Below are 26317 nucleotides of genomic sequence, written 5' to 3'. Positions count from 1 at the left end.
AAGACTTATCGGTCCGACGCGGCCGTTTTTATCGGTTGCGAAACACGGTGCAGGGAACACCCGCCCGCCGGATATCGCCACAAAGGGTGTTGGCTTCGGCTCTGGTTTCGCGGCCGATGCGGGCGGCATAACGCGGCCGCGACCCGAAGTTTCCACCCCTCTGCCGCACGATCAGAGCCCGTTCGGCATTCAGCGGTTCCGAAAGCTGCAGGATCGCCCGGGTGAACAGCCGGTTCGCTACAGCAGGGTTATAATGCGCCGCAAGCTGCACGCCCCAGGGCGCCCAGTCGGCTGATGCAATGAGGACGGGATCGTTCATGGTGCGGGTGTCGGCGAGGCGCACGCAAGCATCGAGGAAAGGGCGGCTGTCATCCAGTGCCGGCGCCGCCTTTTCCGGCGGGTTGTCCTTCCAGGTCTCCACCGGATAACCGGTGATCGCAAACACATAATCCCGGGTCTCGGTCGGCAGGCGGCCGTTGGCGATGAAGTTCCGCAAGCCCGCCTCGCCCGCATTATAAGCTGCGGCGGCAAGGCCGAAATTGCCGAACTGCACATTCAATTCGGAGAGATAACGGGAAGATGCCTCAAGGGCGGCGATGATGTTGAAACTGTCGTCAAGACCGCGAAGCCGCGCCGTTCCCGGCATGAACTGGGCGATGCCTTCCGCCCCCTTCGGGCTGACCGCACTCGCCCGGAACAGGCTTTCCCGCCAGATCAGCCGTGCGAAATAATCAGGCGGAACGGCATGGCGGGCGGCCAGAACCTCCATGGCGTGGCAAAGATCATTATTGTAACTGCCGGCATTGATGCATAATTCCGGCGCGACATCATGGGTGTAGGCGCAGGAAGTCTTTCCCTTGGCGGGCTCTTCTGCTTGCGCCGCGCCGCAGGCTGCGGCCAGCAGACACAGGGCAAGAGCCACGCGGCTTGTCGATATCCCTGCCAAGCGAAAGTCCCCGAAAACTCCAAACGCGATGTGCCGATTATCGGCCAATCCGGAAGATATGCCCAGCTTTCCGGCTTGTCATCACGTATCGAACACCGAATGGACTGGCGTGATCGGATGGGGCGCGGACGGCGGGCAGCGCCTTTCAAGTCAGTAATGGAGGATCAACATTCTGTCGACGTCATCCTCGGCCCTGTGCCGAGGATCTAATCACGTCGAATAAAATCAATACGTTGCAGATCCTCGGGACAAGCCCGAGGATGACGTTGGCGTGATTGGCTCGGCTTGCTGAGGCCTCACCCTAAAAGTCCTGCCACTCCTCATGCTTGACGGCAACCGCAGCGGAACCGCGCGCCGTAAGCGGGCGGGATGCGCTGCGATGCGAGCTCACCGGCGCGGATTGCTGCTCGAAGCCGCTGCGCGCTGAGGCGGAGGATCGGGCCATTTCCTCGAACCGGAATTGCCCGAGAAGCTCGAACAGCGCGGTCGCTTCCCGCGCAAGGCTGTGGCTTGCGGCGGTCTGCTCCTCCACCATGGCGGCATTCTGCTGGGTGCCCTGATCGACGGTGTTGACCGCCTGATTGATTTCCGCAAGCGCCGTGGACTGTTCGCGCGCTGCATCGACAATCGCCACGACATTGGTGTTGATGTCCCGCACCTGCTCGGCGATTTCCTGCAGCGCCGAGCCAGCCCTGGTGACAAGACCGACGCCGTTTTCCACCTGCGTGCCGGAGGCATTGATCAGGCTCTTGATTTCCTTGGCCGCCGTTGCGGAGCGTTGCGCGAGTTCGCGAACCTCCTGCGCAACCACGGCAAAACCCTTGCCCGCCTCACCCGCACGGGCGGCTTCCACGCCGGCATTCAGCGCCAGAAGATTGGTCTGGAACGCGATCTCATCGATCACGCCGATAATGTTGGAGATCTCACGCGATGATTTTTCGATCTGGTCCATGGCGCCGATCGCATCGCGCACCACCTGGCCCGAATGTTCCGCATGATCACGGGCGCGGGCGACAATCTTGCCCGCCTCTTCCGCGCGGCGGCTTGAATCGTTGACGGCAGTGGTAATTTCTTCCAGCGCGGCTGCCGTTTCCTCGATGGAAGCGGCCTGCTGCTCCGTACGGCGAGCGAGATCATCGGCAGCGGACCTGATCTCGTTGGAGCCGGAAGAAATCGCGCCGGCATTTTCAGACACCAGCGTCATTGCCCTCTTGAGCTTTTCCGACGCTGCGTTGAAATCCGTGCGCAATCTTTCAAGCGAAGGGATGAAAGGCTTGTCGATGCTCTGGGCAAGATCGCCCTCGGCCAGATCGGTGAGGCATTGTGCGAGTTTTTCGACATTTTCGACGCGGCCGGTCACATCGGTCGCGAATTTGACGACCTTGAACACCTTGCCGTTGAGATCGAAGATCGGGTTATAGGACGCCTGAATGAAGACCTTGCGGCCGCCCTTGCCAAGCCGCATGAACTCGTCCGCAACGAGATCGCCGCCGGCCAGCCTTTCCCAGAACTGTTTATATTGCGGCGACTGCGTATAGGCCGGTTCGCAGAACATGGAATGATGCCTGCCCTGCACTTCCGCCAGCGAATACCCCAGCGCCGCCAGAAAATTCTCGTTGGCGGTCAGCACCTCTCCATCAGGGGAGAATTCGATGATGGCCTGCGCCCGTGACAGGGCGTCGATCTTGCCCGCATCTTCCGCCGCCTTCAGCTTGCGATCGGTGATATCGGTGGCGATCTTGACCACTTTCACCGGCTTGCCGCGACGAAACACCGGATTGTAGGATGCCTCGATCCAGACTTCGCGGCCGCCCTTGCCGATGCGCTTATATTGCCGCTGATCGAACTGGCCGGCCGAAAGCTTGGACCAGAAGGCCTTGTAATCCTGCGAAGACACGACGGAGGGCTCCACGAACATGCTGTGGTGCCTGCCGACGATTTCCGAAAGCTCATAACCGAGCGCCCGACAAAAATTCTCATTGGCGGTAAGAATCTTTCCCGAAAGGTCGAATTCTATAATGGCCTGGGATTTGGAAAGCGCGGCGAGAACCGCAAAAGCATTGGCACCACGATCAAGAATACTCACGCACAATCCTCCGATTAAAATAGAATGTTTCCATCCAAAATTATTCACGAATATTACGATTACATTATTAAATTACATTTAAGGACAATATTGATTTTTGTCATATGTATTTAAATGGCCCATAAAAATGTCCATTCTCCGGTTTTCCTTTAAAAATTTCAGGCGTGTTCCCGTGGTTGAAGTCACGACGGTGTAACAGTTCTATCGTTACTTTGGCTCCGGGTCCGTAGCTTGCTTTCCGTCTAGATCGCAGGGCTCGGCAATGCATTGGGAAAACATGGCTGATTTGATGGTCGTGTTTGCGGTGTGGGCCTATGTCGGCGGATTTTTTTGGCTGACGGCCCTATTGGCGCTGGCTTAACGGTGGTCGACGCAGCGTTTTCGGAACGTTTGCGCCGCGGCTGCATTTTATGCCTGATGGGGAGCCGGCAATAGGCAAGCAAGTTGCCCGGCGACAGGGGGACGATTTCAACTAGGGAGGATTATGCACGTGGAAAAGAACACGATCTGTATCTGGTACGACAAGGATGCGGAGGCAGCCGCCAGATTTTATGCCGAGACCTTTCCAGACAGCGCGGTAACCGCCGTCCACCATGCGCCGAGCGATTATCCGTCCGGCAAGAAGGGAGACGTGCTGACGGTGCAGTTCACCGTTGCAGGCGTATCCTGCATCGGCCTCAATGGCGGACCGGCCTTCAAACAGAGCGAAGCTTTTTCGTTCCAGATATCGACCGAAGACCAGGAAGAGACGGACCGCTACTGGAACGCCATCGTCGGCAATGGCGGTGAAGAAAGCGCCTGCGGCTGGTGCAAGGACAGATGGGGCGTCTCCTGGCAGATCACGCCGCGTGTGCTGATGGACGCCATGGCCGCCGGCGGCGCGGAAGCCAAGCGCGCCTTCGACGCGATGATGGATATGAAGAAAATCGACGTTGCTACCATCGAAGCCGCACGCCAAGGTTGACTTGCGAGAGATGTTCAGCAGCAAGTAGTGAAACGGGCCAAAAACGCAAACCGCTTGATAAATAAGGATAAATAAAGGTTTTCCGGCTTTTCCGCCGCGCAGATTTGGCTGCGCGGCCAGTCATCATAAAATGTTCAACAAAATGTAAGCGATCCGTCAAAGACGGCTGTTAGCAGAGCCCGTGGCTACGTGCCTGGGACATGAGGTCCTTGCCGAGCAGGCCATCATTCCATCAACGGGGCTAACTCATGAAATCTTCCGCTCTGACTTCCTTCGTGGCCGGCGTCGCCATCGCCGCCGCCTTCGGCGCCACGGCCGCCCAGGCAGAAAAGACCAAGTTCGAATTCTGGTACGGCCTTTCCGGCGATCTTGGTGACCGCGTGCAGGAGACCTGCAAGAAGTTCAACGATTCCCAGGCCCAGTTCGAGATCGTCTGCACCTCGCAGAACGATTACGAATCCACCCTGCAGAACACGATTGCGGCCTACCGCGCCAAGAAGCAGCCCGCCATCACCCAGATTTATGACGCCGGTACGCTGGACATGATGCTGTCCAAGGCTTTCGTCCCCGCCAAGAAGCTGATGGCCGACAATGGCTACAAGATTGACTGGAACAATTATTTCCCCGGCATCGCCAATTATTACGCCACGGCCGCCGGTGAGTTGAACTCGTTCCCTTACAACTCCTCCACGGCCGTCTTCTATTACAATGTCGACGCTTTCGAAAAAGCCGGCATCACCTTCAAGCCCGACACCTGGGAGCAGGTTGAAGAAGCTTCCAAGAAGCTGAAGTCCGCCGGTTTCGAATGCCCGCTCGCCTTCAACTTCGACACCTGGATGCTGATGGAGCAGTTCTCCGCCATCCACAACCAGCCGATCGCCACCAAGGGCAATGGCTATCAGGGTCTCGACGCCGAACTGACGATCAACAAGACCAAGTTTGTCGATCAGGTCAAGTTCTTCAAGAAGATGCAGGACGAGAAGCTGTTCGTCGTCAAGACCAAGCAGCTCGGCATGGACATCCTGCCCGCCTTCACCTCGCAGACCTGCCAGATGTTCATGTCCTCGATCGCCAGCCACGGCACCGTCGGCAAGGCCATGCCTGAAGGCGTGAAGTGGGACGTCGCCATGCTGCCGATCTGGAAGGGCGCGGAGCGTCACAACTCGCTCGTCGGCGGCGCTTCGCTGTGGGTCATGGCCGGTCGTCCGGACGCCGAATACAAGGGTGCAGCCGCATTCCTCAACTTCATCGCCCAGCCTGATATGGTTGAGTGGTGGTCGACCGTTACCGGCTACATCCCGGTTACCAAGACCGGCTTCGACGCCATGAAGGCCAATGGTTTCTACGACAAGGCTCCCTACAAGGGCCGCGAAAAGGCGATCGAGAGCCTGACCTTCACCCCGCCTTCCGAATATACCCGCGGTATCCGCCTCGGCGGTTTCACGCAGATCCGCAAGGAAGTCGCCACTTCGCTCGAAGCCATCTTCATGCAGAACGCCGATATCCAGGCTGAACTCGACAAGGCCGTCGAGCGCTCCAACACCGGTCTGCGCCGCTTCGAAAAGACCTATGAAGGCGCCAAGCTGAACTAAGCACTCTTTCATCGCTGCCAGAAGCCTGTCCGGACAATCTCCGGGCAGGCCCGCCGAAATCTCGAACATTGCCGGACTCCAATGGAAAAGCGTACCGTCTTCAAAAGCACGTGGCTGCCTGTGCTCTTCGCCCTGCCGCAGTTCCTGCTCATCCTTCTGTTCTTCTATTGGCCGGTTGCGGCGGTGCTGAACTGGGCATTCACCCTGGAACCGCCCTTCGGCGGCCAGGCGGAATTTGTCGGCCTGGCCAATTTCGTGGAAACCTTCGGTGATCCGCTTTATTGGCAATCGATCCTCACGAGCCTGATCTTCGCGATCGCCGGTCCATTTTTCGCGATCCTCATCGGCCTCGTGCTCGCCCTTGCGGTCGACCGCCAGCTTCCCGGCTCCGGCTTTTTCCGGGTGCTTTATATCCTGCCCTATGCGATTGCCGGTCCCGCCGCCGGCATGGCCTTCCGCTTCATCCTGTCGCCGGAACGCGGTCTCGCCGCATCGCTGAATTCCTGGTGGCCGGATATCTGGAACCCGGCCAAATACGGCGAACACGCGCTCATCCTCGTCATCGTCATCTTCATCTGGAAATGGGCGGGTTACACCTTCATCTTCCTGTTCGCCGGCCTGCAATCCGTGCCGCGTTCGCTGACGGAGGCCGCCGCCATGGACGGCTCCGGGCCCATTCGCCGCGCCATCGACATTCAGGTGCCGCTGCTCGCGCCAACCCTGTTCTTCCTGACAGTCATCATGATGACCGAGGGTTTCGTCGGCGCCGATACGTTCGGCATCGTTGCCTCCACCACCGAGGGCGGCCCCAACCATGCTACCGAAGTGATGGTCTACCGCATCGTCAGCGAAGCCTTCGAGGGGCTGAACTATTCCGGCGCCTCGGCGCAGAGCCTCGTCCTCATCGGCCTCATCATGGTCTTCACCTTCATCCAGTTCCGCTTTGTCGAGCGGCAAGTCCATTACAAGTGAGACGGCCATGATCCAGCGCACCCCTTACGCCGACGCCCTGACCTATGCGATCATGGCGGCCGGCCTCCTCCTGCTTATCGGCCCCTTCATCGTCGTTATTTCCGGCGCCAGCCAGACGGTCCAGCAGGTCAACAGCGTCCCCTTCAGCTTCATGCCGCAGGGCGAATTCTTCACCAATGCGCAGGCTGCCTGGCAACGCGCCAATCTCGGCAACGCCCTCTTCAACAGCATCATCATGGCGACGCTGGTCACCATCGGAAAGGTCGCCCTTTCGGCCTTCACCGCCTTTGCCATCGTGTTCTTCCGCTCGCCGCTCAAACACCTGTTCTTCTGGACGGTGTTTATCACCCTGATGCTGCCGCTCGAAGTGCGCGTGGTGCCGACCTATTCGGTCGCCGCCGATCTTTTCCAGCCGTTCCGCTCGATTCTCGGCCTGTTCGGCATCGAGGTCACGCTGGAATGGAACCTCCTCAACTCCTATGCCGGCCTCACTTTGCCACTGATCGCCACCGCCACCGGCACGTTTCTCTACCGGCAGTTCTTCATGACAATCCCGGACGAGCTGGCGGAGGCCGCGCGCATGGACGGTTCGGGTGCCGCGCGTTTCTTCGTGGACATGCTGCTGCCGCTGTCGCGCACCAACATGCTGGCGCTCACCACCATCATGTTCGTTTATGCCTGGAACCAGTATCTGTGGCCGCTGCTGATGGTCACCGACCCGTCCTACAAGACGGTGATGATGTCGCTCCGCGCACTTCTGCCCGCCGATGACGGTACGCCGGACTGGAACGTCACGCTGGCCGGTTCCCTCATCATCATCCTGCCGCCGCTTCTCGTCGTAGCCTTCCTGCAACGCTGGTTCGTCCGCGGCCTCGTCTCGTCCGACAAGTAACAGCGCGGCTTTCAACAACAAGGTTTTCCCATCATGGCTCAGATCGATATCCGTCAGGTCCGCAAATCCTATGGCAAGACGCCCACCCTGCACGGCGTGGACCTCACTTTCGACTCCGGCGAATTCGTCGTCATCCTCGGCCCATCGGGCTGCGGCAAATCCACGCTTCTGCGCATGATCGCCGGTCTGGAGGACATCACCTCCGGCGAGATCGCCATTGGCGGGCGGGTGGTCAACACGCTGGAGCCGCGCGAGCGCGGCTGCGCCATGGTGTTCCAGAACTACGCGCTTTACCCGCATATGTCGGTGGCCGGCAATATCGGCTATGCGCTGAAGGTCGCCGGTGTTCCCAAGGCCGAACGCCAGCGCCGCATCGAGGAAACCGCAAAGATCGTCGGCCTCTCCGATTATCTGGAGCGCAAACCGGCCGCCCTTTCCGGCGGCCAGCGCCAGCGCGTCGCCATGGCCCGCGCCATCATCCGCGAACCTGCGGTGTTTCTTTTCGATGAGCCGCTCTCCAACCTCGACGCCAAGCTGCGTGTGACCATGCGCGCGGAAATCCGCAAGCTGCACCAGCGTCTCTCCGCCACATCGATCTTCGTCACCCATGATCAGGTGGAAGCCATGACGCTGGCCGACCGGCTGGTGGTGATGAACAAGGGCAATGTCGAGCAGGTCGGCCATCCGCTGGATATCTATCATCGCCCGGCCAGCACCTTCGTGGCGTCCTTCATCGGCTCGCCTGCCATGAACCTTTTCGCCACAAGGGTGGAGGTGGAATCCCCCGCCGTGATGCTGGATGGCACACCGGTGAAACTCTTCCCCGAAACCGCACTGGAACTGCGGGGCCGCGACGTGACAGTGGGCATCCGCCCGGAACAATGCGTCGTGAGCACGGACGGCGCGGGCGTACCGGCTATCGTGGATTTCGTCGAAGAACTGGGCTCGGGCCGCATCGTCCATGCCAATATCGCCGGCGAGACCTTCTCCGCCGCCATTGGTGAAGACCTCTCGGTAAAACCCGGGCAGCGCATCCACCTCGATCTCCCCACCGCCCACCTCCACTTCTTCGATCCCGCCACGGGCAAGCGTATCGAAACGGAGGGCGCCATCGAAACCACCCGTATCGGCAACGAGAAACTGCTGGCGGTTTAAGCACCGCGCAAGATGCCTCCGGTGCGGCTTCGGATATGGTCCGTCCGCACCGGCTCCTGCAGAGATGCAATCTTGGTGCCTTGCGACTGATGACACCAGAGATATTACATCAGGAAATTCAATCAAAATTTTGATTTCCATACATTAATTAAAATCTGCATGCCAGATAAATGCTTGCCGCCACCCATCTTAGTGCGGCCACTCCGCTGTTACACTTCGAAGATGACCGAGCGGCTGCCGCCACGGGATCACCGCCAAATGCAGAATTTCAGCAAAAATCTTTCGGTTCGGAAATCATAATCGGAATAGCCTTCGCCGCGTCGATCGTCCGGCAGGGATATCGTCGCGACAAGCAAAGGCCTGCCTGCAGTTAAAGCCATCAGCAACGCGCCGCGCGAGCCGAAAACATCAACGAAAGCGAAGCCCATGGCAAATGATCGCAAACTGCATCTCGGCGCCTTCATGCGGCCCGTCAGTCTCCACACGGGTGCATGGCGTTATCCCGGCGCCTTCCCGGATGCGAATTTCAATTTCGCCCATCTCGCGCGTTTCGCACAACAGCTCGAGGCCGCGAAATTCGATGCATTCTTCATGGCCGATCACCTGGCGGTGCTGAACATGCCCACGGAGGCGTTGCGCCGCAGCCATACCGTCACCTCCTTCGAGCCCTTCACCCTGCTTTCGGCGCTCGCCGCCGTCACCTCCCGTATCGGGCTGGTCGCCACCGCCTCCACCACTTTCGATGAGCCCTATCACGTCGCCAGGCGTTTCGCCTCGCTCGATCACCTCAGCAATGGCCGCGCCGGCTGGAACATCGTCACCACGTCAAATCCCGACGCAGCCCGGAACTTCGGCCGCGAGGAACAGCCTGACCATGCGGAGCGCTATGGCCGTGCGCGAGAATTTTACGATGTCGTCACCGGCCTCTGGGATTCCTTTTCGGACGACGCCTTTATCCGGGATGTCGATAGCGGGCTGTTCTTCGATCCCGATAAGATGCATGTGCTGGACCACAAGGGCCCCGAATTTTCCGTGCGCGGACCGCTCAACATCGCGCGCCCGGTGCAGGGTTGGCCCGTCATCGTGCAGGCCGGCGCATCGGAGCCGGGACGCCAGCTTGCCGCAGAAACCGCGGAGGTCGTTTTTGCCGCAACACCCACGCTTGCGGCAGGAAAGGCCTTCTATAAGGACGTCAAGGACAGGACCGTCGCGGCGGGTCGTTCCCGCGACGGAATTGTCATCCTGCCCGGCGCTTTCGTTCTCGTGGGTGACAGTGTGGAAGAGGCAAAGGCCAAACGCGCCAGGCTCGACAGCCTTGTCCATTATGACAGCGCAATCGCCTCGCTTTCCATTGCGCTCGGCCACGATGTTTCGGGTTTCGATCCCGATAGCCCCCTGCCTGATATTCCCGAGACCAATGCCAGCAAATCCAGCCGCGAAAGGGTCATCGAGCTTGCCCGAAGCGAAGCCCTGACGGTGCGCCAGCTCGCCCAACGGCTGGGCGGCTATGCGGGTCTTGCCTTTGTCGGCACGCCAAAGACCATCGCCGACGAAATGGAGCAATGGCTCCACGAAGAGGGCTCGGACGGTTTCAATGTCACCTTCCCCTTCCTGCCAGCCGGCCTTGACGACTTCACGACGCAGGTGGTGCCGGAGTTGCAAAAGCGCGGGCTGTTCCGCAAGGACTATGAGGGGCCGACATTGCGCGACCATCTTGGCCTGCAACGGCCAGCCAATCGTTTTTTTCCTGAATAACGCGCCATCGCGCCAATCGCACTCGCGGTAGGGAGATTTTCCACGCCGCTCGCAAAGTTTGGCATGGGGTTCCAGAACGGCGGATTGACCTTAAAAACACCCGCCCATACCCTTTAAGTACACAAATTACATAAATTAGGTGAATTAATATGAAGGCCGAACATTCCCGCCGCCAGATCCTCAAATTCGGCATTGCCGGCGCGCTCGCAGCACCACTTGTCACGGGCAATGCCCTGGCCCAGAGTTCTCCGGAATTTCCTGCGGAGCTGAAGCTGGACTGGGGGTTTTACTCCTCCCACACGCTGTTGATAAAGAACAAGGGCTGGCTTGAGGAGGCTTTCAAGGATGTCGGCACCAAGATCACCTGGGTGCAATCCCGCGGCAGCAACAATTCGCTCGAATTCCTGAAAGTCGGCTCGACGGATTTTGCCGGCTCGGCCGCACTGTCAGCCTTTCTCGCCCGCGCCAACGGCGTGCCGCTGAAGGTGATCTATGTGGCGAGCTGGGGCGGTTCCTCCATCATTCAGGTGCGCCCGGACTCGCCGGTCAAGACCGTCGCCGATCTCAAGGGCAAGACCATTGCGGTGACCAAGGGCACCGCGCCCTATTTCACCCTCGTCCGCGCGCTAGACCAGAACAAGCTGTCCATCGATGACCTCAAGGTCGTGAACCTGCAGCATCCGGAAGGTTTCAACGCTCTTCAGCAGGGTCAGGTGGATGCCTGGGTCGGTATCGATCCGCATACATCCCAGGCCGAGCTTGCGGGCGACCGGGCGATTTTCGATGAGCGCAGCTGGCGCGACGGCAGCGTCTTCAGCGTTTCCGAGGAGTTTCTGGCGAAGCACCCGAAAGCGGTCGACAGGCTTCTTGGCGTCTGGGTGCAGACGCAGAAATGGATCCGTGAAAACAAGGGCGAATTCATCGATTTCGTCACACAGGTCACCGGCAACGATCCCAAGATCACCAAGCTGACGATCGAGAAGCGCGACTGGAAGGATCCCGTTCCCGGTGAGGAATTGCTGAACTCGATCCGCATCGTCACGCCGCTCTTGGGCGACGACGTCCTGCGCCCGGGCGTCAATGTCGACACTGTCCTGTCATCGCTGATCGATCCGGCACCGGCGAAAAAGGCACTTGGCGCATGAATTCCCATCCGCGCGAATTCCAGCGCGTGAAACAGACTGCGAAACAATTCCCTTCCCGGTTGCCACTTGCGCAAAGGGTGGGGAATTTCCTTGGCCGCTTTGATCTGCGCGGCGCAATCGTGCCCGTCGGGTCGCTGCTGCTGCTCGAACTTTTCGTTCGCCTCGGCTGGGTCAGCCCTTATGTGCTGCCGCCGCCCTCCGAACTTTACGACACCTTCCTGCGGCTTGCGGAAGGTCCCCTGTGGACGAATGTTGCGGCCAGTACCGCGCGCGTCTTCGTCGGCTTCGTCATCGGCTCCCTGCTCGCCATCGTGGTCGGTTCGCTGGTGGGGCTGGTGATCGCCGCCGAGCGTTATCTCGAGCCGACATTTCAGGCGCTGCGGGCGGTCCCAAGCCTTGCATGGGTGCCGCTGCTGATGATCTGGTTCGGCATCGGCGAGACCTCGAAAATCGTGCTGATCGCCAAAAGCGCTTTTTTTCCCGTCTACCTCAATCTTTTTTCCGGCATCCGAAATGTTGACCGCAAGCTGGTGGAGGTTGGCGAGATGTATCGTCAGCCGCTGCCCGTGCTGGTTTGGCGGATTTTCATTCCCGCCTCCCTGCCGCATCTCTTCACGGGCCTGCGTTACGGGCTGTCGCTTGCCTGGCTAAGTGTCGTTGCGGCCGAGCTTCTGGCCGCGTCCGAAGGTATCGGCTACATGCTTTCCGACGGGCGGGAGCTTTCCCGGCTTGATCTCGTCATGATCGCCATCGTCTGCCTTGCGGTGCTGGGCAAGATTTCCGACAGCATCTTCAAGATTGTCGAAGACCGCTGCCTGCGCTGGCGCGACAGCTATCCCCTTCAGCAGGAAGGACGCCTGCGATGAGTTTGCTCAATGTCGATGTGCGCGAAAAGGCTTTCGGCGACACGGTGATCCTTCAGGATATCCAGCTCACGCTGGGTGATGGCGAAGCGGCGGTTCTCCTTGGCCCCAGCGGTTGCGGAAAGAGCACGCTGCTGCGCATCGCCGCCGGCCTCGACCGGCGTTTTTCAGGCGCTGTCAGAGTTCAGCAAGACGAGGAGAAGGCATCGGACTTACCGCCCATCGCCTTTGTCTTTCAGGAACCCCGCCTGATGCCGTGGCTGACGGTTGCCGAAAACATCGGTTATGCGGCCGGCAGGAAATATGATGTCGAGCGCGTGAAGGGGCTGATTGACGATGTCGGTTTGAGCGGCCACGGCGGCGCGCTACCGAAGGCCCTTTCGGGCGGCATGGCGCAACGCGTGGCGATCGCAAGGGCGCTCTATACCGAGCCGCACATTCTGCTGCTCGATGAACCTTTCAGTGCGGTCGATGCCTTCACCCGTATGAAGTTGCAGGACCTTGTGCTGAAGCTCATCGAACAGCGCGGCATCTCCTTCCTGCTCGTCACCCACGATATCGACGAGGCGCTCTATCTCGGCGACCGGATCTACATGATGGGCGCCCATGATGGCCGTATCCAGCAGCGGATAGAGGTGGATGTGTCGCGCCCGCGCGACCGGCGGTCTCCTGAACTCGCACACCTCAAGAACGAGGTGCTGACCGCCCTGCACAATGCCCACGTCATCTGAGCAGCGCCGCCCTCACCCCTTCACGCCGGACGAGATCATGATCGCTTCCGTCACGCGCCTCTGGAAGATGACGTAGGCGATGATGACCGGCAGCGCCGCCAGCATGGCGATGGCCATCAGGCGCGCATAAACAATGCCGAAAGTGTCGTTGACCTGGGTGATGCCGACGGGGATCGTCATCATGTTTTCAGAGGTGACGACCAGGAAGGGCCAGAAGAAGGCGTTCCACACCGTGATGAAGGTCACGATCGCCATGGCGGTGGTGATCCCCCAGTTCAGCGGCAGATAGACCTTGAACAGGATGGTATATTCGCCGCCGCCATCCAGAACCACCGCTTCGCGCATCTCCTTCGGCACGCTGTCGAAGAACTGCTTATAAACGATGATGACGATGGGCGTGATGAGCTGCGGCAGGATGATGCCCGCCCAGGTGTTGATGAGGTTGAGGTTCTTCATCAGGATGAACTGGGTGACGACGAGTGTCTGCGCCGGCACCATGAAACTCGCAAGCACGATGCCATAAAGCAGACGCCGTCCCGGAAAGCGGATCTGCGACAGGGCATAGGCGCACAGCATCGAAATCAGCAGCACGGAGACAGTGACGATTGCGGCGGTGCCGATGGAATTTACGTACCAGGTCAACAGCCGCGTGTTGAAGAGGGCGTTCACATAAGCCCCCAGCTGAAACTCATCTGGCAGCAGCGACATGTTGCCGGCAACATTATTGTCCGAACGTAACGACGTCACGAAACCCCAATAGAGCGGAAAGATCCACACGAGCGCCGCTGAGAACGTCAGCAGGGTCAGAACGACGTTTTCTAGTCTTTTCGTGAAGCTCATGAGTTCCTCCGGATGCGCAGCAACTGGAACTGGAGAATGGAAACGGTGACGATCAGCAGGAAGAGCACGGTGGCGACGGCGGAAGCGTAACCGCCATTGTTCAGCTGGAACGCCTCGCGATAGACCTTGAGCAGAAGCACGAAGCTGGAATTGAAGGGCCCGCCGCCGCTCAGGAGATAGATCTGGTCGAATATCTTCAGCTGCAGGATCAGTTGCAGTGTGAGAATGAGCGCGGTGACGGGCCAGAGAAGCGGCCATGTCACCCGCCAGAAGCGCTGCCACGTCGTTGCGCCGTCAAGTGAGGCCGCCTCATAAAGCTCCGTCGGAATATTGCGCAAACCGGCGATGAACAGCAGCACGTTGAAACCGTTCGTCCACCAGATGGTGACGACGGCAACCATCGGCATGACCCAGTAGGGGTTCTTGAAAACCGCGACCGGCTTGCCGGCAATCAGCGAAATCACCGGCTGGAGAATGCCGAACTGCAGATCGAGCATCCACGCCCAGATTTCCGTGACGACCGAAACCGGCAGCACATAGGGAAGGAAAAACAGGCTCATGGCAATCGTCTGCTTGACGCCCGAAAGGCGGCTGACGGCGAGAGCGATCATCAGGGCGATGACGGTCGTCGGCACGACGGTCAGAAGCACGAAATAGCCGTTGTTTTTCAGCGACGTGACGAAAAGGCGGTCGCTCAGCAGCTTTGCGTAATTCGCGAACCCCACCCAGTCACCGTCGCCGATCAGCGGCGCATCGGTGAAACTGATGCGGACCATCTCGATCAGCGGGTAAAGGAAGAAGGTGACGAAGACCACGATGAACGGCGTCACCATCGACAGCGCGATCAGCGATTTCTTGCGCCGGTTTTCAATCATAGCCATGGAATGTCTCCGGAACCTTGCATTGCGTGCTGCCCTCCGGCCAGAAACCGGAGGGCAGGTTTCCTGTTACTTCAGCTTGCTTTGCAGCTCTTCCCTGATCTGCTCCACAGCATCCGTGCCGCTCATGAAGCCCTGAATGGCCGGGGCGATGACGTTGAGAGCCGCATCATAGGCGGGCGAAGCGACACCGGTGATCGTCGTCTTCGGATCGAACACCGCCGCTTCCGCCAGCGATGCATAGGTGGCGTTCGGCTGCATCGCCTTGTATTCGCTGCTTTCGGTGATCGATTTATAGGCCGGAATATGGCCGGCATCGGCCCAGCTGATGGCGTGTTTTTCCATCCAGCCGATCACCTTCATCACGGCGGCGCGCTTCTCGCCGGAAACGGTCTTGTCGCCCTGATTGGGGATGGCGAAAGCGTGCGAATCCGCCCAGGTGGCGCGTTTGCCCATGAAGGGCGGAACCTCGACCGCGCTCCACTTGAAGCCCAGCTTGCCGTTTTTCTCCAGGTCCTTGTAGGTCGGCACTTCCCAGACACCGTTCAGCTGGAAGGCGGATTTTCCGGCGGAGAAGAGCGCGACGGAGGCAGGATACTCAGCCTGTTCCGGCGCCCAGCCGTTTTCGCGCCATTTCGACATGGTGTCGATTGCCTTGGCGGCCTTTTCGGCATTGTCGCCGGCCAGAACCTCACCATTGGTGACGAGTTCGCCACCCTGTTGCGAGAACAAAGTGTAAAAGACGCGCCAGACACCGGCTTCGCCGCCGGACTGATAGGTGACCGGCGTTTGGACACCCTTTTCCTTCGCCCAGGCCAGCGCCTTTTCGAAATCATCCATCGTCTGGATGCCGGTCAACTTGCCTTCGGCATCGAGGTAGGGCGAGCCTTTCAGGAGATCGGCATTGTAATAAAGAACAAGCGCGTGAATATCGAACGGCACGGCATAAAGCTTGCCGTCATGGGTGGCCGCTTCAAGCGGTGCGCTGAAGAAATCGTCTTTCTTTAGTCCGGCCTCCTCAAGATCCTTGTCGGTAATCTCGCTCAGCACCTTTTCCTGCAGGGCGAGCGGCGCACGCGACAGGTGGTAGGTCATGACATCAGGCCCCTCCCCGACGGCAGAGGCGGTCCGCACCTTGGTATAGAAGGGAACGCCCCATTCCAGCGTCGTCCCCTTGACCTGGATATCCGGGTGCTCCTTGTTGAAGGCATCGATCAGCGCCTTCATGCGCACGCCGTCACCGCCGGACAGAAAGTCCCACCAGACGATATCCTGTTTGGCCAGCGCCGGCAGGGCGGTCAAACCCAGAACCGTGCCAACAAGCAATGTCTTGATCAATCGCATCGTTTACTCCTCCCGTTTATGTGGAAACACCCCTTGAAGAGGCGGTCTGCTGCATCGAAAGACGCCTCCTCGCGCCTATCGCAACCTTTTGCCATCCGTGTCGAAAACCAGAATATGGTCGGGCGAGGCGCTCAGCGACACGGACCGGCCGTCCAGACTTTCGCGCGAACCCTGCCGCTGCACGATGATTTCCTTGCCTGACGACGCGCGGGTATAGAGGTAGGAGACATCACCCAGCTCCTCCGCCACCTCGACATTGACAGGCAGGGCGCCGTCCTGCGAAATCATCAGATGTTCGGGCCGAACGCCTATTTCGACCCGCTGGCCGGCGGAAACAGGCTGCGAAAGCCGCGCTTCGAGATGTCTCTGGCCGCCATCGAGCGAAAGCGTCACCACGCCGTTTGCCTGCTCGACAATTTCCGCCTGCAGGAAGTTCATCGCCGGCGAGCCGATGAAACCCGCCACGAAACGGTTATCCGGATCGTCATAAAGGGTAAGCGGTGCACCGGCCTGCTGCACCACACCGCCCTTCAGCACGAAAATCTTGTCCGCAAGCGTCATGGCTTCCACCTGGTCATGCGTGACATAGATCATCGTCGCGCCGAGCTTGCGGTGAAGCCGGGTCAGCTCCAGACGCATCTGGACACGCAGTTCCGCATCGAGGTTCGACAGCGGCTCATCGAAGAGGAAGACCTTCGGCTGCCGCACGATCGCGCGGCCTATCGCCACACGCTGCCGCTGGCCGCCGGAAAGCTGCGAAGGCTTTTTATGCAAGTGGTCTTCAAGCTGCAGGATGCGGGCAGCCTCGCCCACTCTCTCATTCACCTCCGCTTTCGGGCGGCGCGCGAGACGCAGGCTGAAGGCCATGTTCTCGAACACGCTGAGATGCGGATAAAGCGCATAGTTCTGGAACACCATCGCGACACCGCGATCGGCCGGTTCGACGGCCGTGACATCACGGTCGTCGATGGCGATATGGCCGCCGCTGGTCTCCTCAAGACCAGCGATCATGCGCAGCAATGTGGATTTGCCGCAGCCGGAAGGCCCGACGAAGACCGCAAAACTGCCGGTCGGGATTTCCATCGAGACATCCCGGATCGCAGCGAAGGAGCCGAAGGACTTGGCGATATTGTTGAGACGGACACCCATGGCCGCCTCACTGAACCTTCAGCCGCAGCACATGGTATGACAGCGCCGGCACGGAACCTTTCAGCGCCCCGTCCTCGACGCCGACGCCGCTGCCCGGCACCGGCACGACGCGATCCGGCTGATCCGGACCGTTGCCGACACGCAGGTCATAGCCCGCCATGGCCAGATGCAGATCGAGCGTCGCCGAGGAGAACCCGGTGAGGCTGACATTGATCTCTGCCGCCTCGGTCAGATGACGATTGAGCACGAACAGCGTCACCATGCCTTCCGCCTCGTCATAGACACCGGCGACATCGAGATATTTGACGTCATCGGCCGCGTTGCAATCATAAGTCGGGCAATCGACCGCAACGTTCAGCGCAACGCCACGGCCATAAAGCGAGGCGAACTGATAGGGATAATAGATCGTCTGACGCCAGGCCGGCCCGTTCTTTTCCGCGCGGATGGGGGCGATGACGTTGACGAGCTGGGCGATGCAGGCGATGCGCACGCGGTCCGAACGGCGAATGAATTCATTGAGCAGGCCGGCGACAAACAGCGCATCTTCGAAGTTGTATGTCTCTTCCAGAAGTGCCGGCGCTTCCGGCCAGTCCCAGCTCTTGATGCGTTTGCCGTCTTCTTCGCGGATGTGATACCAGACGTTCCATTCATCGAAGCAGATGGAAACATCGTTCTTGGCGCGCTTCTTCGCCTTCACATAATCGATGACACCGGCGATGGTCTGGATGTAACGCCCGGTTTCCTCGATCTTGCCGAAATAATTCAGCGTGTCGCGGCTGTTATTGCCGAAATATTTGTGCAGCGAGATGTGATCGACATTCTCGTAGCATTCCTCCAGCACCTCGCGTTCCCATTCGGGATAGGTCGGCATGCCGTCATTGGAACTACCGCAGACGATGGCTTCAATCGTCGGATCGAAGCCCTTGAAAGCCTTGGCGGTTTCGTTCGCCAGACGGCCATATTCCACCGCGGTCTTGTGGCCGATCTGCCAGGGGCCGTCCATCTCGTTGCCAAGGCACCACATTTTCACGCCGTGGGGTTTTTCCGTGCCGTGGCTGCGGCGCAGATCGCTAAGCGCAGTGCCGCCCGGAAAATTCACATATTCGAGGAAGTTGCGGGCGTCATCCAGACCACGGGAGCCGAGATTGACGGCAAGCATCATCTCGATACCGGCCATCTGCGCCCAGTCGGCGAACTCGTTAATGCCGATCTGGTTGCTTTCCTTGGAGCGCCATGCGAGGTCGAGGCGGATGGGGCGCTGGTCGCGCGGCCCGATGCCGTCTTCCCAGCGATAGGCCGAAACGAAGTTGCCGCCGGGATAACGGATGGCCGGAATTTTCAGGTCCTGAACAAATTTCAGGACGTCCTTGCGGAAGCCGTTCGCGTCCGCCTGCGGATGGCCGGGCTCATAAATCCCGCCATAGATCGCACGCCCCATATGCTCGATGAAGGCGGAATACAGACGATCGTCGATACGCCCAATCCGGAAGTCCCGGTGGACTGAAACCCGCGCTTTCATAGGCTCTCCTCCCTGCGCATTTATATCTTAAAATATGATATGAACCATATTTAATAATATAGTTGCCGAGGGAATCCGCGCCTGTCAACCGCGAAAATCATACTTTTAAAAATTGACTGGATCAGTCAGCGGTGCGCAGGCGCAGGACGATGTCCTGATCGTAATTTCCGAAGCCGCGGCCAAAGATATTCAGCCCGCCCGGATGTTTTGCATCAGCCTTGACCTCGATGCGCAACCGGATGGAGCGGTGGCTGGCCAGATCGATATCTGCCAGCGTCACATCCGAAATCCGGGTTCCGTCAACATAGGTTCCCTGCGCGGTGATGCGCCAGGTCTTGAGCATGCCGTATTGGGAACCGGAGAGTTTCCACCAGTCTGGCGTAAACACGCCCCGCTTGTCGCCGAAGTCCCCGGGCGAGGTCCACACACCGATTTCCCTGCCGTTGACGGACAGCGTGATATCGGACGGCCAGTCGCTGTGCGTTCCCGGCACCTCGGAACTGACCTCCATCGAAAACTCTATTTCCTCGACGCTACGCCCCTGAATCTTGGCATTGTTGGGGAATTGATACTCCACGAAGCCCGATGTCAGCCACAACAGCGCCGTCTTCATCCGGTCTGGATCCATGAAAGTATCGGGCACATCAAGAAGGCCGATAATGCCCTCCGGCGAGCAGATACCGCAGGGCGCGGTGACCGAACTCTGGGTATAAAGGCCGAGCGGCATGGCGACCGCGATGTAATTTGATGCTGCCGGCGCCTCGGGTTTGCGGAAGGAAACGATGAGTTCGTCACAGGTGGCGAAGCAGATTTTCTGATTGCCCTTGCGCGCCTTGCGCGTCTCGGTTCGCAGCAGCCCCGCCTCCTCGAGAACGGCAACGCCGGCGGAAACTGTGGACTGCGGCAAATCCAACCTCTGCGCAATTTCGTTGACATTGAGGCCGCTCGCCTCGTGCAGCAGCTTCAATATCTGCACGCGGATCAGCGACGCCGCCGCTTTCAGGACATCGAACTCTTTTTCAGCATCAACGAGAAGGAAATTGGGCGCCATATTCTAATCTTCAGATTTATCGATCCAGATCAGAATTTCTGGCTTAAATGCCATGCACTTGTCCAGCACTGTTTGTCTGACAAACAATTTTCAAAGGTGTGAAGCGCCATTCACCCTAGGCATGCCATAAAAAGCACCGCCACACGGCTTCGATTCCGTGTGGCGGCGCCCGTTTCGTCGTCAGCCGCGCTTGCGCAGGGTCCGCGTGCCGGTGTCGACGAGGTTTTGCGCCGCTTCGTCCACGCTGGCGCGGCCGAAGGCGAGCGAATCGGCGATGGGACGCATCACGCCACGGTCAAACTCGTTGGCGCCGATCGGGGCGGGTTCCGGATAGGAATCGAGCTTGCCCGACAGGCTTTCGATATAATCCACCGTCTTGCGCTCGGTCTCGTTGAGGCTCGGCAACAATGCTTCCCGCACGACCTTGGCCGGCGGCACGCCACGCTCGACGCCGAGCACCTTGCCCGCCTCGAGATCATTGACGAAGAAGTTGATGAATTTCGCCGCCGCCTCCGCATTGGTCGAGGTGGACGAAATGGACCAGATAAGGCCCGGCCGGTAATAGTGCCCGGTCGGCTTGCCCGCCCCCTCACCCGGCAGCATGCCGATGGACAGCGTCTGTTTATTGAGCTTCTGATAACCGACCAGCTGGTTGGAATAGGCAAAACCAATGGCCGAATTGCCAAGCGTCAGGGCGTTGGATTCGATGGTATTGTCGTCACGCGTCTGGATATCGGCGGAAACGCAGAGCTTGTTCTCGCGCAGGTCCTCCCAATAGGCGAACCATTCCTTCGCATCTTCCTTGTTGAAGCCGATGGTGCCGTCCTGAAACAGAAGCTTGCCGCGCTGGCGCAGCCAGACATCGAAAACATAGTGATAACGCGCACCATAAGGCACCGCCCAATAGTTCCGTTTTGCCGGGCCGTTCTTCTTGAAATCACGCGCCAGTTCCGCCAGCGCCTTCCAGGTGATCTGGTCCTGCGGCACGGAAACGCCGGCTTCCTTCAGCGTATCGGCGTCATACATCATGCAGAAGGAATTCAGCCCGAGGCCGACGCCGTAAAGCTTGCCATCGATACGGCAGAGATCGACTTCGCTTTTGCCGAAGGTGGAAAGATCAAGCGACTTGCCGACGAACTGGTCCAGCTCCATGCAGGCGCCACGGCCGGAATAATCGGCAATGGTGGAAGGTTCTAGCTGGAAGATGTCGGCGACGTTCCGTCCCGCCATCGATGTCGCGAGCTTGGTCCAGTAATCGGAACCGGCGATCATCTCACCGCTGATCTCCGTCTGCGGGTTCGCCTTCTGGTAAAGGGCGATCACGTCGTTGGTGCGCTTGCTGCGGTCGGCAGATCCCCACCATACGCAGCGAAGCCGGGTTTCGGCCGCGGCCGCGCGAAAACCGCCCGCCGCCACGCCGAGACCGGCCAGCGCCGCCGTCACCAAAAATCCACGTCTGTCGATAGTTTGCATCTGCTCCTCCCGCGTTTTGCAAGTTTTTCACTGAACACTTAAATTCTTGCAAATTTTCTTAGTTTGCAATATTTGCATCATATTAGATTTTTTTGCAAGCGCAGGAGACGATATGAACGATACGCCCGACATCAGCCGCCCGCGCCAGTCGGATATCGCCCAGCGCGCCGGCGTTTCCATCAGCACCGTTTCGCGGGTTCTCGCAGGGGAAAAGGGTATCAGCGCATCCATCCAGACCAAGGTTCTGGGGGTGGCGGCGGAGCTTGGTTATCCATTGCGGCCGGTCACGACCCAGACCGGGGGCGTGCCGCTGGAGGGCAAGAAAATCCTTGCGCTCATGTCCGCCGAAAGGGCGACCGGCGATATCGGCGCTTTTTATCACGATATTTTCGACATGCTGCGCAGCCTTGCCCAGACGGATGGCTTCGAACTTGATATCAGGCTTCTGCATCAGAAGCAGATCGACGACGCCCTGACCCAGCGGGTCTGCGAGGTGGACGGTCTTCTCGCCATCGGTCTCGATCCCGAGGACGAAATCATCCACCGCATCACGCAGGGTGTGCTGCAACCGGTTCTGGTCAACAGCGCCGATCCCTCGATGATGCTGGATTGCGTCTCGCCTTCCAATTTTTACGGCGGCGCGCTGGCGGCGCGGCGGCTTCTGGAACTCGGCCATCGCAAGGTCGCCTATATCGGCCCGCATCATCGCCACACCATAAGGGAGCGTATGCGCGGCTTTCGCCATACGATCCTCGAGGAAGAGGGCGCGACCTATGAGGAGTTTCTGCTTTCGACGGCGGATAGCGGTTTCGGACAGGCAGGCGATGCGGTTCGTCAGCTATTGGCCAAAAACCCTGAACTCACCGGCATTTTCTGCATGAATGACGCGATTGCGCTGGGTGCGCTTGGGGCGGCGCAGGAGCTTGGGCTCGGCGTGCCGGATGATCTTTCCATCATCGGCTTCGACGACCTGCCCTTTGCCGAACTCTCCACGCCCCGTCTCAGCACAATCCGGGTCGATCGTCGCGAAATCGCCCGTGAGGCGGTGGAACTGATGCGCCGCCGGCTGACGGAACCTTCCGCCAATGCCCGCCAGGTGCAGCTTGGCGTGCAGCTCGTGGAAGGACAGACGGCCGGCAAGGCGAAAAAGACGGGAAAGGCGACACGCGATGCATGACACCATGACCAAGGTAAATATGGCCAGGTTTAATCCGCTGCACGGCAATCCGCTCAAAAGCCGCGCCGATGTCCGGCGGGCGCTGGATGACAGTTTCGCGCCGCTTCTTGCCTATTTTTCGCCGGGCGGCGCGAGAGTGACGCTCAGCGGGGCCGCCGCGCATTTCGACCGGGCGGCGGCGGATCTGGAAGGTTTCGCCCGGCCGCTCTGGGGCATCGCCCCGCTTGCGCTCAGCGGCGATCATTTCGACCATTGGCCGCTTCTGGCGCAGGGAATAGCCAACGGCACCGATCCCTCCCATCCCGAATATTGGGGTGACGTGCGCCAGAAGGACCAGCGGTTGGTGGAGCTTGCCGCAATCGGGTTTGCGCTGCGGCTTGCGCCTCAACACCTGTGGGAACCGCTGTCCGAGGTGCAGAAAGACAATGTGCGCCGTTATCTGCTGACGGCGCGCGAACGCAATTACGCCGATAATAACTGGAAGTTTTTCCGGGTGATGGTCGATATGGCCCTTGATCATCTCGGCATCGATTTCGACCGCAGCCTGACCGAGACATTCCAGAAGGAACTGGACGAGTTTTATATCGCTGACGGCTGGTATCGCGATGGCAACTACCGCCGCATCGATCACTACATCGCCTTCGCCATGCATTTTTACGGCCTGATCTACGCGAAGCTCAGCAAGCCTGATGATGCCTATGCCGAACGCTACCGCGAGCGCGCTCGCCTCTTCGCTGGCGATTTCGCCAGCTGGTTCGATGAGGATGGCGGCACACTCGCCTTCGGGCGCTCCATGACCTATCGTTTCGCCTGCGGCGGCTTCTGGGCAGGTCTGGCCTTTGCCGATGAGGAGGCGCTGCCCTGGGGCGAGATCAAGGGGCTTTATCTGCAGCATCTGCGCTGGTGGGCGAAAAAGCCGATTGCCGACCGCGACGGCGTGCTCTCCATCGGCTATGCCTATCCGCAGCTCACCATGTCTGAGAGCTATAATTCGGCGGGCTCGCCCTACTGGGCCTTCAAGGCCTTTCTGCCGCTGGCCCTGCCGGAAAACCACCCCTTCTGGCTGGCGGAGGAAAAGCAGCCTGAAACATCCGCAAACCCAAAGCCGCTCGCGCATCCCGGCATGGTGATGATGCGGGCGACAGGCAATGTCACGGCGCTTTCCAGCGGCCAGGAAAACCTTTCCATGCGCGGTGGGCCGGAAAAATATGCCAAATTCGCCTATTCCTCGCGTTATGGTTTCGGCGTGGAAGTGGATGAGCGCGGCTTCCGCACCAATGGTTTCGACAATATGCTGGCCTTTTCCGAAGACGGCCTGCATTACCGCGTGCGTGAGACCAACGAAAAGGTTCTGCTGGCGGGAGAAAGCCTGCGGGCGACATGGAAGCCGTTCCCCGATGTCGACGTTGAAACCACGCTGGTTGCGGCCGGTGACTGGCATGTCAGGCTGCACCGGATCAGGTCGACCGGCCTCCTTTCGGTGACCGAAGGCGGCTTCGCCATCAGCCGCAACGACGGCGACCGTGATGCCGTGAGCGAAGAGGCGGGCCGGGCGACAGCCGATTGCGGCGCCGACATATCCGCCATCATCGATCTCGGCTCCAGCATAATCCGTCACGGCGTGGCGCTGAAGGCGCTGCCCAACACCAATCTCATCAACGCCAAGACCACGGTGCCGCAATTGCGGGGCGAGATTCCGGCGGGCGAAACCCTGCTTGCCTGCGCGGTCTTTGCGGGGGTGGCCGGGCCAGAAAGCGAAAAAGCGCTGGCGACAGTTCCGGCACTTCCGGATATGGAGGCGCTCGACCGCCTGTTTGCGGAACAGGGTGTTCCGGTCAGCAGCATGGCGGCCACGGGAGAGCCGCAATGACGAGCCCGCTTCCGCGTCTCAGCCTCGCCATGGACCCGGAGCGAACCCAGCATGTGCTGACACCGCAGGCGTTCGAAAGGCTGTCACAGAGCGTCGAGATTCTCGATGCAGGGCGGATCTGCGATTTCCACGCCGCTTCAGTAAAGGAGCAGCTGGCGCGGACGGATATTCTTCTGACCGGCTGGGGCTGTCCGGATATCGGCGCGCGGGAACTGGCGCTGATGCCGCGTCTCAGGCTGATCTCCCATGCCGCCGGCACGGTCAAATATTTCCTGTCGCAAGCGGTGTTTGATCGCGGCATTACCGTATGCAGCGCGGCGGAGGCGAATGCGCAGCCGGTCGCCGAATTTTCGCTGGCAATGATCCTGCTGGCCGGCAAGCGCACTTTCGGCTTCCGACGTCTTTATCTGGAGCATCGCGACCGCGCGCCTGTCGAGCGATTGCAGGCGCAGGCCATCGGCAATCTCGGCCTGACGGTCGGCATCGTCGGCGCATCGCGCATCGGACGCCGCGTCATCAATCTGTTGCAACCGTTCGAGCTCAACCTCATCCTTTTCGATCCGCTCCTGAGCGTAGCGGAGGCGGAAAAGCTCGGTGTGCGTCTTGTCTCGCTCGAGGAACTGATGGCGATGAGTGATGTCATTTCCCTGCATGCGCCCTCCCTGCCGCAGACACGGCATATGATCGGCGCGGCAGCGCTTGCCCGCATGAAGGACGGCGCAACCCTGATCAACACGGCGCGCGGCGCGCTGGTGGATGAAGACGCGCTTCTGGCCGAACTGAAAACCGGACGCATCGAAGCCGTCATCGACGTCACCGACCCGGAAGTGCCGCCACCGGGGTCACCCTTTTACAGCCTGCCGAACGTCTTTCTGACGCCGCATATCGCCGGCGCCACCGGCCTTGAACGTGCAAGGCTCGGCGACATGGCGATTGCCGAAATCGAACGCTTCTGCCGCGCAGCGCCATTGCAACAGCAGGTGCGGCCGGAACATCTGGAACTGATCGCATGAGAATGTTTGAGCCGGGCCTCTGCTCCGTCACCTTCCGCTCCCTGTCGGTGCAGGCCGTCATCGACCTTGCCGCCGCAAATGGCATCAGGGCAATCGAATGGGGCGCGGATATCCATGTGCCGTCAGGCGACCTTGCCAATGCAAGGAATGTGGCGGCGCGGACGGCGAAAGCGGGCCTCGTCGTCTCTTCCTACGGCTCCTACATTTTCGCACCCGATTTTTCGCCCGAGGACATGACCGCCGTGCTGGAAACAGCAAAGGCGCTCGGCGCCGGCCATATCCGCATCTGGCCGGGCCAGCGCAAACGCCCCTCAGCGGATTATTCGCCCTCGGAGCGCCGCGCGGCAACTGAGGCGCTGGCGTCAATCGCCCGCCGGGCGGAAGACTATGGCATGACGATCGGCCTCGAATATCACCCCAATTCGCTGACCGACACCCTGCCCTCGGCCCTGCAGCTGGCGCAGGATCTGGCCGCACCCAACCTCTTCTTTTACTGGCAACCCGCACCCGGCCTGCCGCTGGACGATGCACTTGCGGAAATATCCGCACTCGGCTCGCGCATCTGCCATCTTCACGTCTTCGCCTGGCTTGCCGACGCCAGCCGCCTGCCGCTTGCCGAGCGCACGGACTACTGGCGGGCCTGCATTGATGCGCTGCCGGAAAGCGCTTGGGAAAAGACGGGCTATGCGATGCTGGAATTCGTCAAAGGTGACGACGTCGGGCAGTTTTCGGCAGATGCGGTGATGCTGCGGCGAATTCTTGCCGGTTCGTAGAACCGCTTTTTCCCTTATCGAAAACCAATGCGGCGAACTAAAAACTCGCTGTCCGTCACAGAGCGTCCTGCGGCCCTCATCCCTGTGCCCGTCACAGGAATGAGGGGAGGGTTTGCCTCCCCCATCCGG

23 protein-coding genes are annotated in these 26317 nt (G+C 59.8%); 13 read left to right on the top strand and 10 right to left on the bottom strand.

Annotation, left to right across the window (positions count from 1 at the left end):
- Positions 1-28: 28 nt before the first annotated feature.
- Together V6R85_RS20885 and V6R85_RS20880 are read right to left on the bottom strand one after the other, a co-directional pair.
- Positions 29-922 carry a lytic transglycosylase domain-containing protein gene (locus tag V6R85_RS20885; RefSeq protein WP_112958718.1) on the bottom strand — a complete coding sequence of 298 codons (894 nt, stop codon included), beginning with the start codon at positions 920-922 and terminating at the stop codon, positions 29-31.
- Positions 923-1247: 325 nt separating this feature from the next.
- The gene (locus tag V6R85_RS20880; RefSeq protein WP_112958719.1) at positions 1248-3032 is read right to left on the bottom strand and encodes a methyl-accepting chemotaxis protein; all 1785 of its coding nucleotides are present in this window, start codon (positions 3030-3032) and stop codon (positions 1248-1250) included.
- A gap of 490 nt (positions 3033-3522) precedes the next feature.
- Between V6R85_RS20880 and V6R85_RS20875 the strand changes: the two genes are divergently transcribed.
- From V6R85_RS20875 to V6R85_RS20855, 5 genes are all read left to right on the top strand, one after another.
- Entirely contained in the window at positions 3523-3996 is a 474-nt protein-coding gene (locus V6R85_RS20875; protein ID WP_112954108.1) for a VOC family protein, read from the top strand.
- Positions 3997-4244: 248 nt separating this feature from the next.
- Complete coding sequence (locus V6R85_RS20870; RefSeq protein ID WP_003508201.1) at positions 4245-5588, top strand: extracellular solute-binding protein; 1344 nt, start codon at positions 4245-4247, stop codon at positions 5586-5588.
- Between the two features lie 81 nt (positions 5589-5669).
- Positions 5670-6560 carry a carbohydrate ABC transporter permease gene (locus tag V6R85_RS20865; protein ID WP_003508200.1) on the top strand — a complete coding sequence of 297 codons (891 nt, stop codon included), beginning with the start codon at positions 5670-5672 and terminating at the stop codon, positions 6558-6560.
- 7 nt (positions 6561-6567) lie between these two features.
- Positions 6568-7452, top strand: a complete 885-nt coding sequence (locus tag V6R85_RS20860; protein WP_003508199.1) for an ABC transporter permease subunit — start codon at positions 6568-6570, stop codon at positions 7450-7452.
- A 33-nt stretch (positions 7453-7485) separates the two neighbouring features.
- The gene (locus V6R85_RS20855) at positions 7486-8607 is read left to right on the top strand and encodes a sn-glycerol-3-phosphate import ATP-binding protein UgpC (RefSeq protein ID WP_112958720.1); all 1122 of its coding nucleotides are present in this window, start codon (positions 7486-7488) and stop codon (positions 8605-8607) included.
- 248 nt (positions 8608-8855) lie between these two features.
- Here the strand turns inward: V6R85_RS20855 and V6R85_RS20850 are convergent, their stop codons facing one another.
- Positions 8856-9035: a hypothetical protein gene (locus tag V6R85_RS20850; RefSeq protein ID WP_107677469.1), complete on the bottom strand. Its 180-nt coding sequence runs from the start codon at positions 9033-9035 to the stop codon at positions 8856-8858.
- On the opposite strand from V6R85_RS20850, the gene V6R85_RS20845 reads away from it, so the two are divergent.
- The 4 genes from V6R85_RS20845 to V6R85_RS20830 all read left to right on the top strand — a co-directional run bounded on the left by V6R85_RS20845 (position 9034) and on the right by V6R85_RS20830 (position 13101).
- The gene (locus V6R85_RS20845; protein WP_111821041.1) at positions 9034-10362 is read left to right on the top strand and encodes an LLM class flavin-dependent oxidoreductase; all 1329 of its coding nucleotides are present in this window, start codon (positions 9034-9036) and stop codon (positions 10360-10362) included. The genes V6R85_RS20850 and V6R85_RS20845 overlap by 2 nt on opposite strands.
- A 149-nt stretch (positions 10363-10511) precedes the next feature.
- Complete coding sequence (locus V6R85_RS20840; protein ID WP_020812836.1) at positions 10512-11507, top strand: aliphatic sulfonate ABC transporter substrate-binding protein; 996 nt, start codon at positions 10512-10514, stop codon at positions 11505-11507.
- A complete protein-coding gene (locus tag V6R85_RS20835; RefSeq protein WP_112958721.1) occupies positions 11504-12373 on the top strand; it encodes an ABC transporter permease in 870 nt (289 codons plus the stop codon). The genes V6R85_RS20840 and V6R85_RS20835 overlap by 4 nt, the downstream gene beginning before the upstream one ends.
- Entirely contained in the window at positions 12370-13101 is a 732-nt protein-coding gene (locus tag V6R85_RS20830; RefSeq protein WP_112958722.1) for an ABC transporter ATP-binding protein, read from the top strand. Before V6R85_RS20835 ends, V6R85_RS20830 begins: the two co-directional genes overlap by 4 nt.
- Before the next feature lie 12 nt (positions 13102-13113).
- Here the strand turns inward: V6R85_RS20830 and V6R85_RS20825 are convergent, their stop codons facing one another.
- The 7 genes from V6R85_RS20825 to V6R85_RS20795 form a co-directional block, all read right to left on the bottom strand.
- Positions 13114-13941, bottom strand: coding sequence for a carbohydrate ABC transporter permease (locus tag V6R85_RS20825; protein ID WP_003508186.1), 828 nt, complete (start codon positions 13939-13941; stop codon positions 13114-13116).
- Positions 13938-14822, bottom strand: coding sequence for a carbohydrate ABC transporter permease (locus V6R85_RS20820; RefSeq protein ID WP_162687303.1), 885 nt, complete (start codon positions 14820-14822; stop codon positions 13938-13940). Before V6R85_RS20820 ends, V6R85_RS20825 begins: the two co-directional genes overlap by 4 nt.
- Positions 14823-14888: 66 nt before the next feature.
- A complete protein-coding gene (locus tag V6R85_RS20815; protein ID WP_087745481.1) occupies positions 14889-16163 on the bottom strand; it encodes an extracellular solute-binding protein in 1275 nt (424 codons plus the stop codon).
- A 75-nt stretch (positions 16164-16238) separates the two neighbouring features.
- Positions 16239-17312, bottom strand: coding sequence for an ABC transporter ATP-binding protein (locus V6R85_RS20810; RefSeq protein ID WP_107677465.1), 1074 nt, complete (start codon positions 17310-17312; stop codon positions 16239-16241).
- Between the two features lie 7 nt (positions 17313-17319).
- Positions 17320-18831 (bottom strand): arabinosylfuranosidase ArfA, encoded by a 1512-nt coding sequence (arfA, locus tag V6R85_RS20805; protein ID WP_112295832.1) that lies wholly within the window; start codon positions 18829-18831, stop codon positions 17320-17322.
- Positions 18832-18952: 121 nt separating this feature from the next.
- On the bottom strand, positions 18953-19882 hold the full coding sequence (locus tag V6R85_RS20800; RefSeq protein ID WP_020812829.1) for an ArsR/SmtB family transcription factor: 930 nt from the start codon (positions 19880-19882) through the stop codon (positions 18953-18955).
- A gap of 180 nt (positions 19883-20062) precedes the next feature.
- Positions 20063-21355, bottom strand: a complete 1293-nt coding sequence (locus V6R85_RS20795) for an ABC transporter substrate-binding protein (RefSeq protein WP_026372429.1) — start codon at positions 21353-21355, stop codon at positions 20063-20065.
- Between the two features lie 112 nt (positions 21356-21467).
- Here V6R85_RS20795 and V6R85_RS20790 point away from each other — a divergent pair, with 112 nt between their 5' ends.
- The 4 genes from V6R85_RS20790 to V6R85_RS20775 are packed head-to-tail and all read left to right on the top strand — an operon-like array spanning position 21468 to position 26188.
- Positions 21468-22532, top strand: coding sequence for a LacI family DNA-binding transcriptional regulator (locus V6R85_RS20790; protein WP_003508175.1), 1065 nt, complete (start codon positions 21468-21470; stop codon positions 22530-22532).
- Positions 22525-24402, top strand: coding sequence for a DUF2264 domain-containing protein (locus V6R85_RS20785; RefSeq protein WP_111792134.1), 1878 nt, complete (start codon positions 22525-22527; stop codon positions 24400-24402). The genes V6R85_RS20790 and V6R85_RS20785 overlap by 8 nt, the downstream gene beginning before the upstream one ends.
- Entirely contained in the window at positions 24399-25415 is a 1017-nt protein-coding gene (locus V6R85_RS20780) for a hydroxyacid dehydrogenase (RefSeq protein ID WP_112488987.1), read from the top strand. The genes V6R85_RS20785 and V6R85_RS20780 overlap by 4 nt, the downstream gene beginning before the upstream one ends.
- A complete protein-coding gene (locus tag V6R85_RS20775; protein WP_112958723.1) occupies positions 25412-26188 on the top strand; it encodes a sugar phosphate isomerase/epimerase family protein in 777 nt (258 codons plus the stop codon). The genes V6R85_RS20780 and V6R85_RS20775 overlap by 4 nt, the downstream gene beginning before the upstream one ends.
- The last annotated feature ends 129 nt before the right edge of the window (positions 26189-26317 follow it).

This window comes from Agrobacterium sp. CCNWLW32 (assembly GCF_037083425.1).
Taxonomy (GTDB): domain Bacteria; phylum Pseudomonadota; class Alphaproteobacteria; order Rhizobiales; family Rhizobiaceae; genus Agrobacterium; species Agrobacterium radiobacter.
Note: the sequence above shows the minus strand (reverse complement) of the source record. Positions and strands in the feature narration are given on the sequence as shown.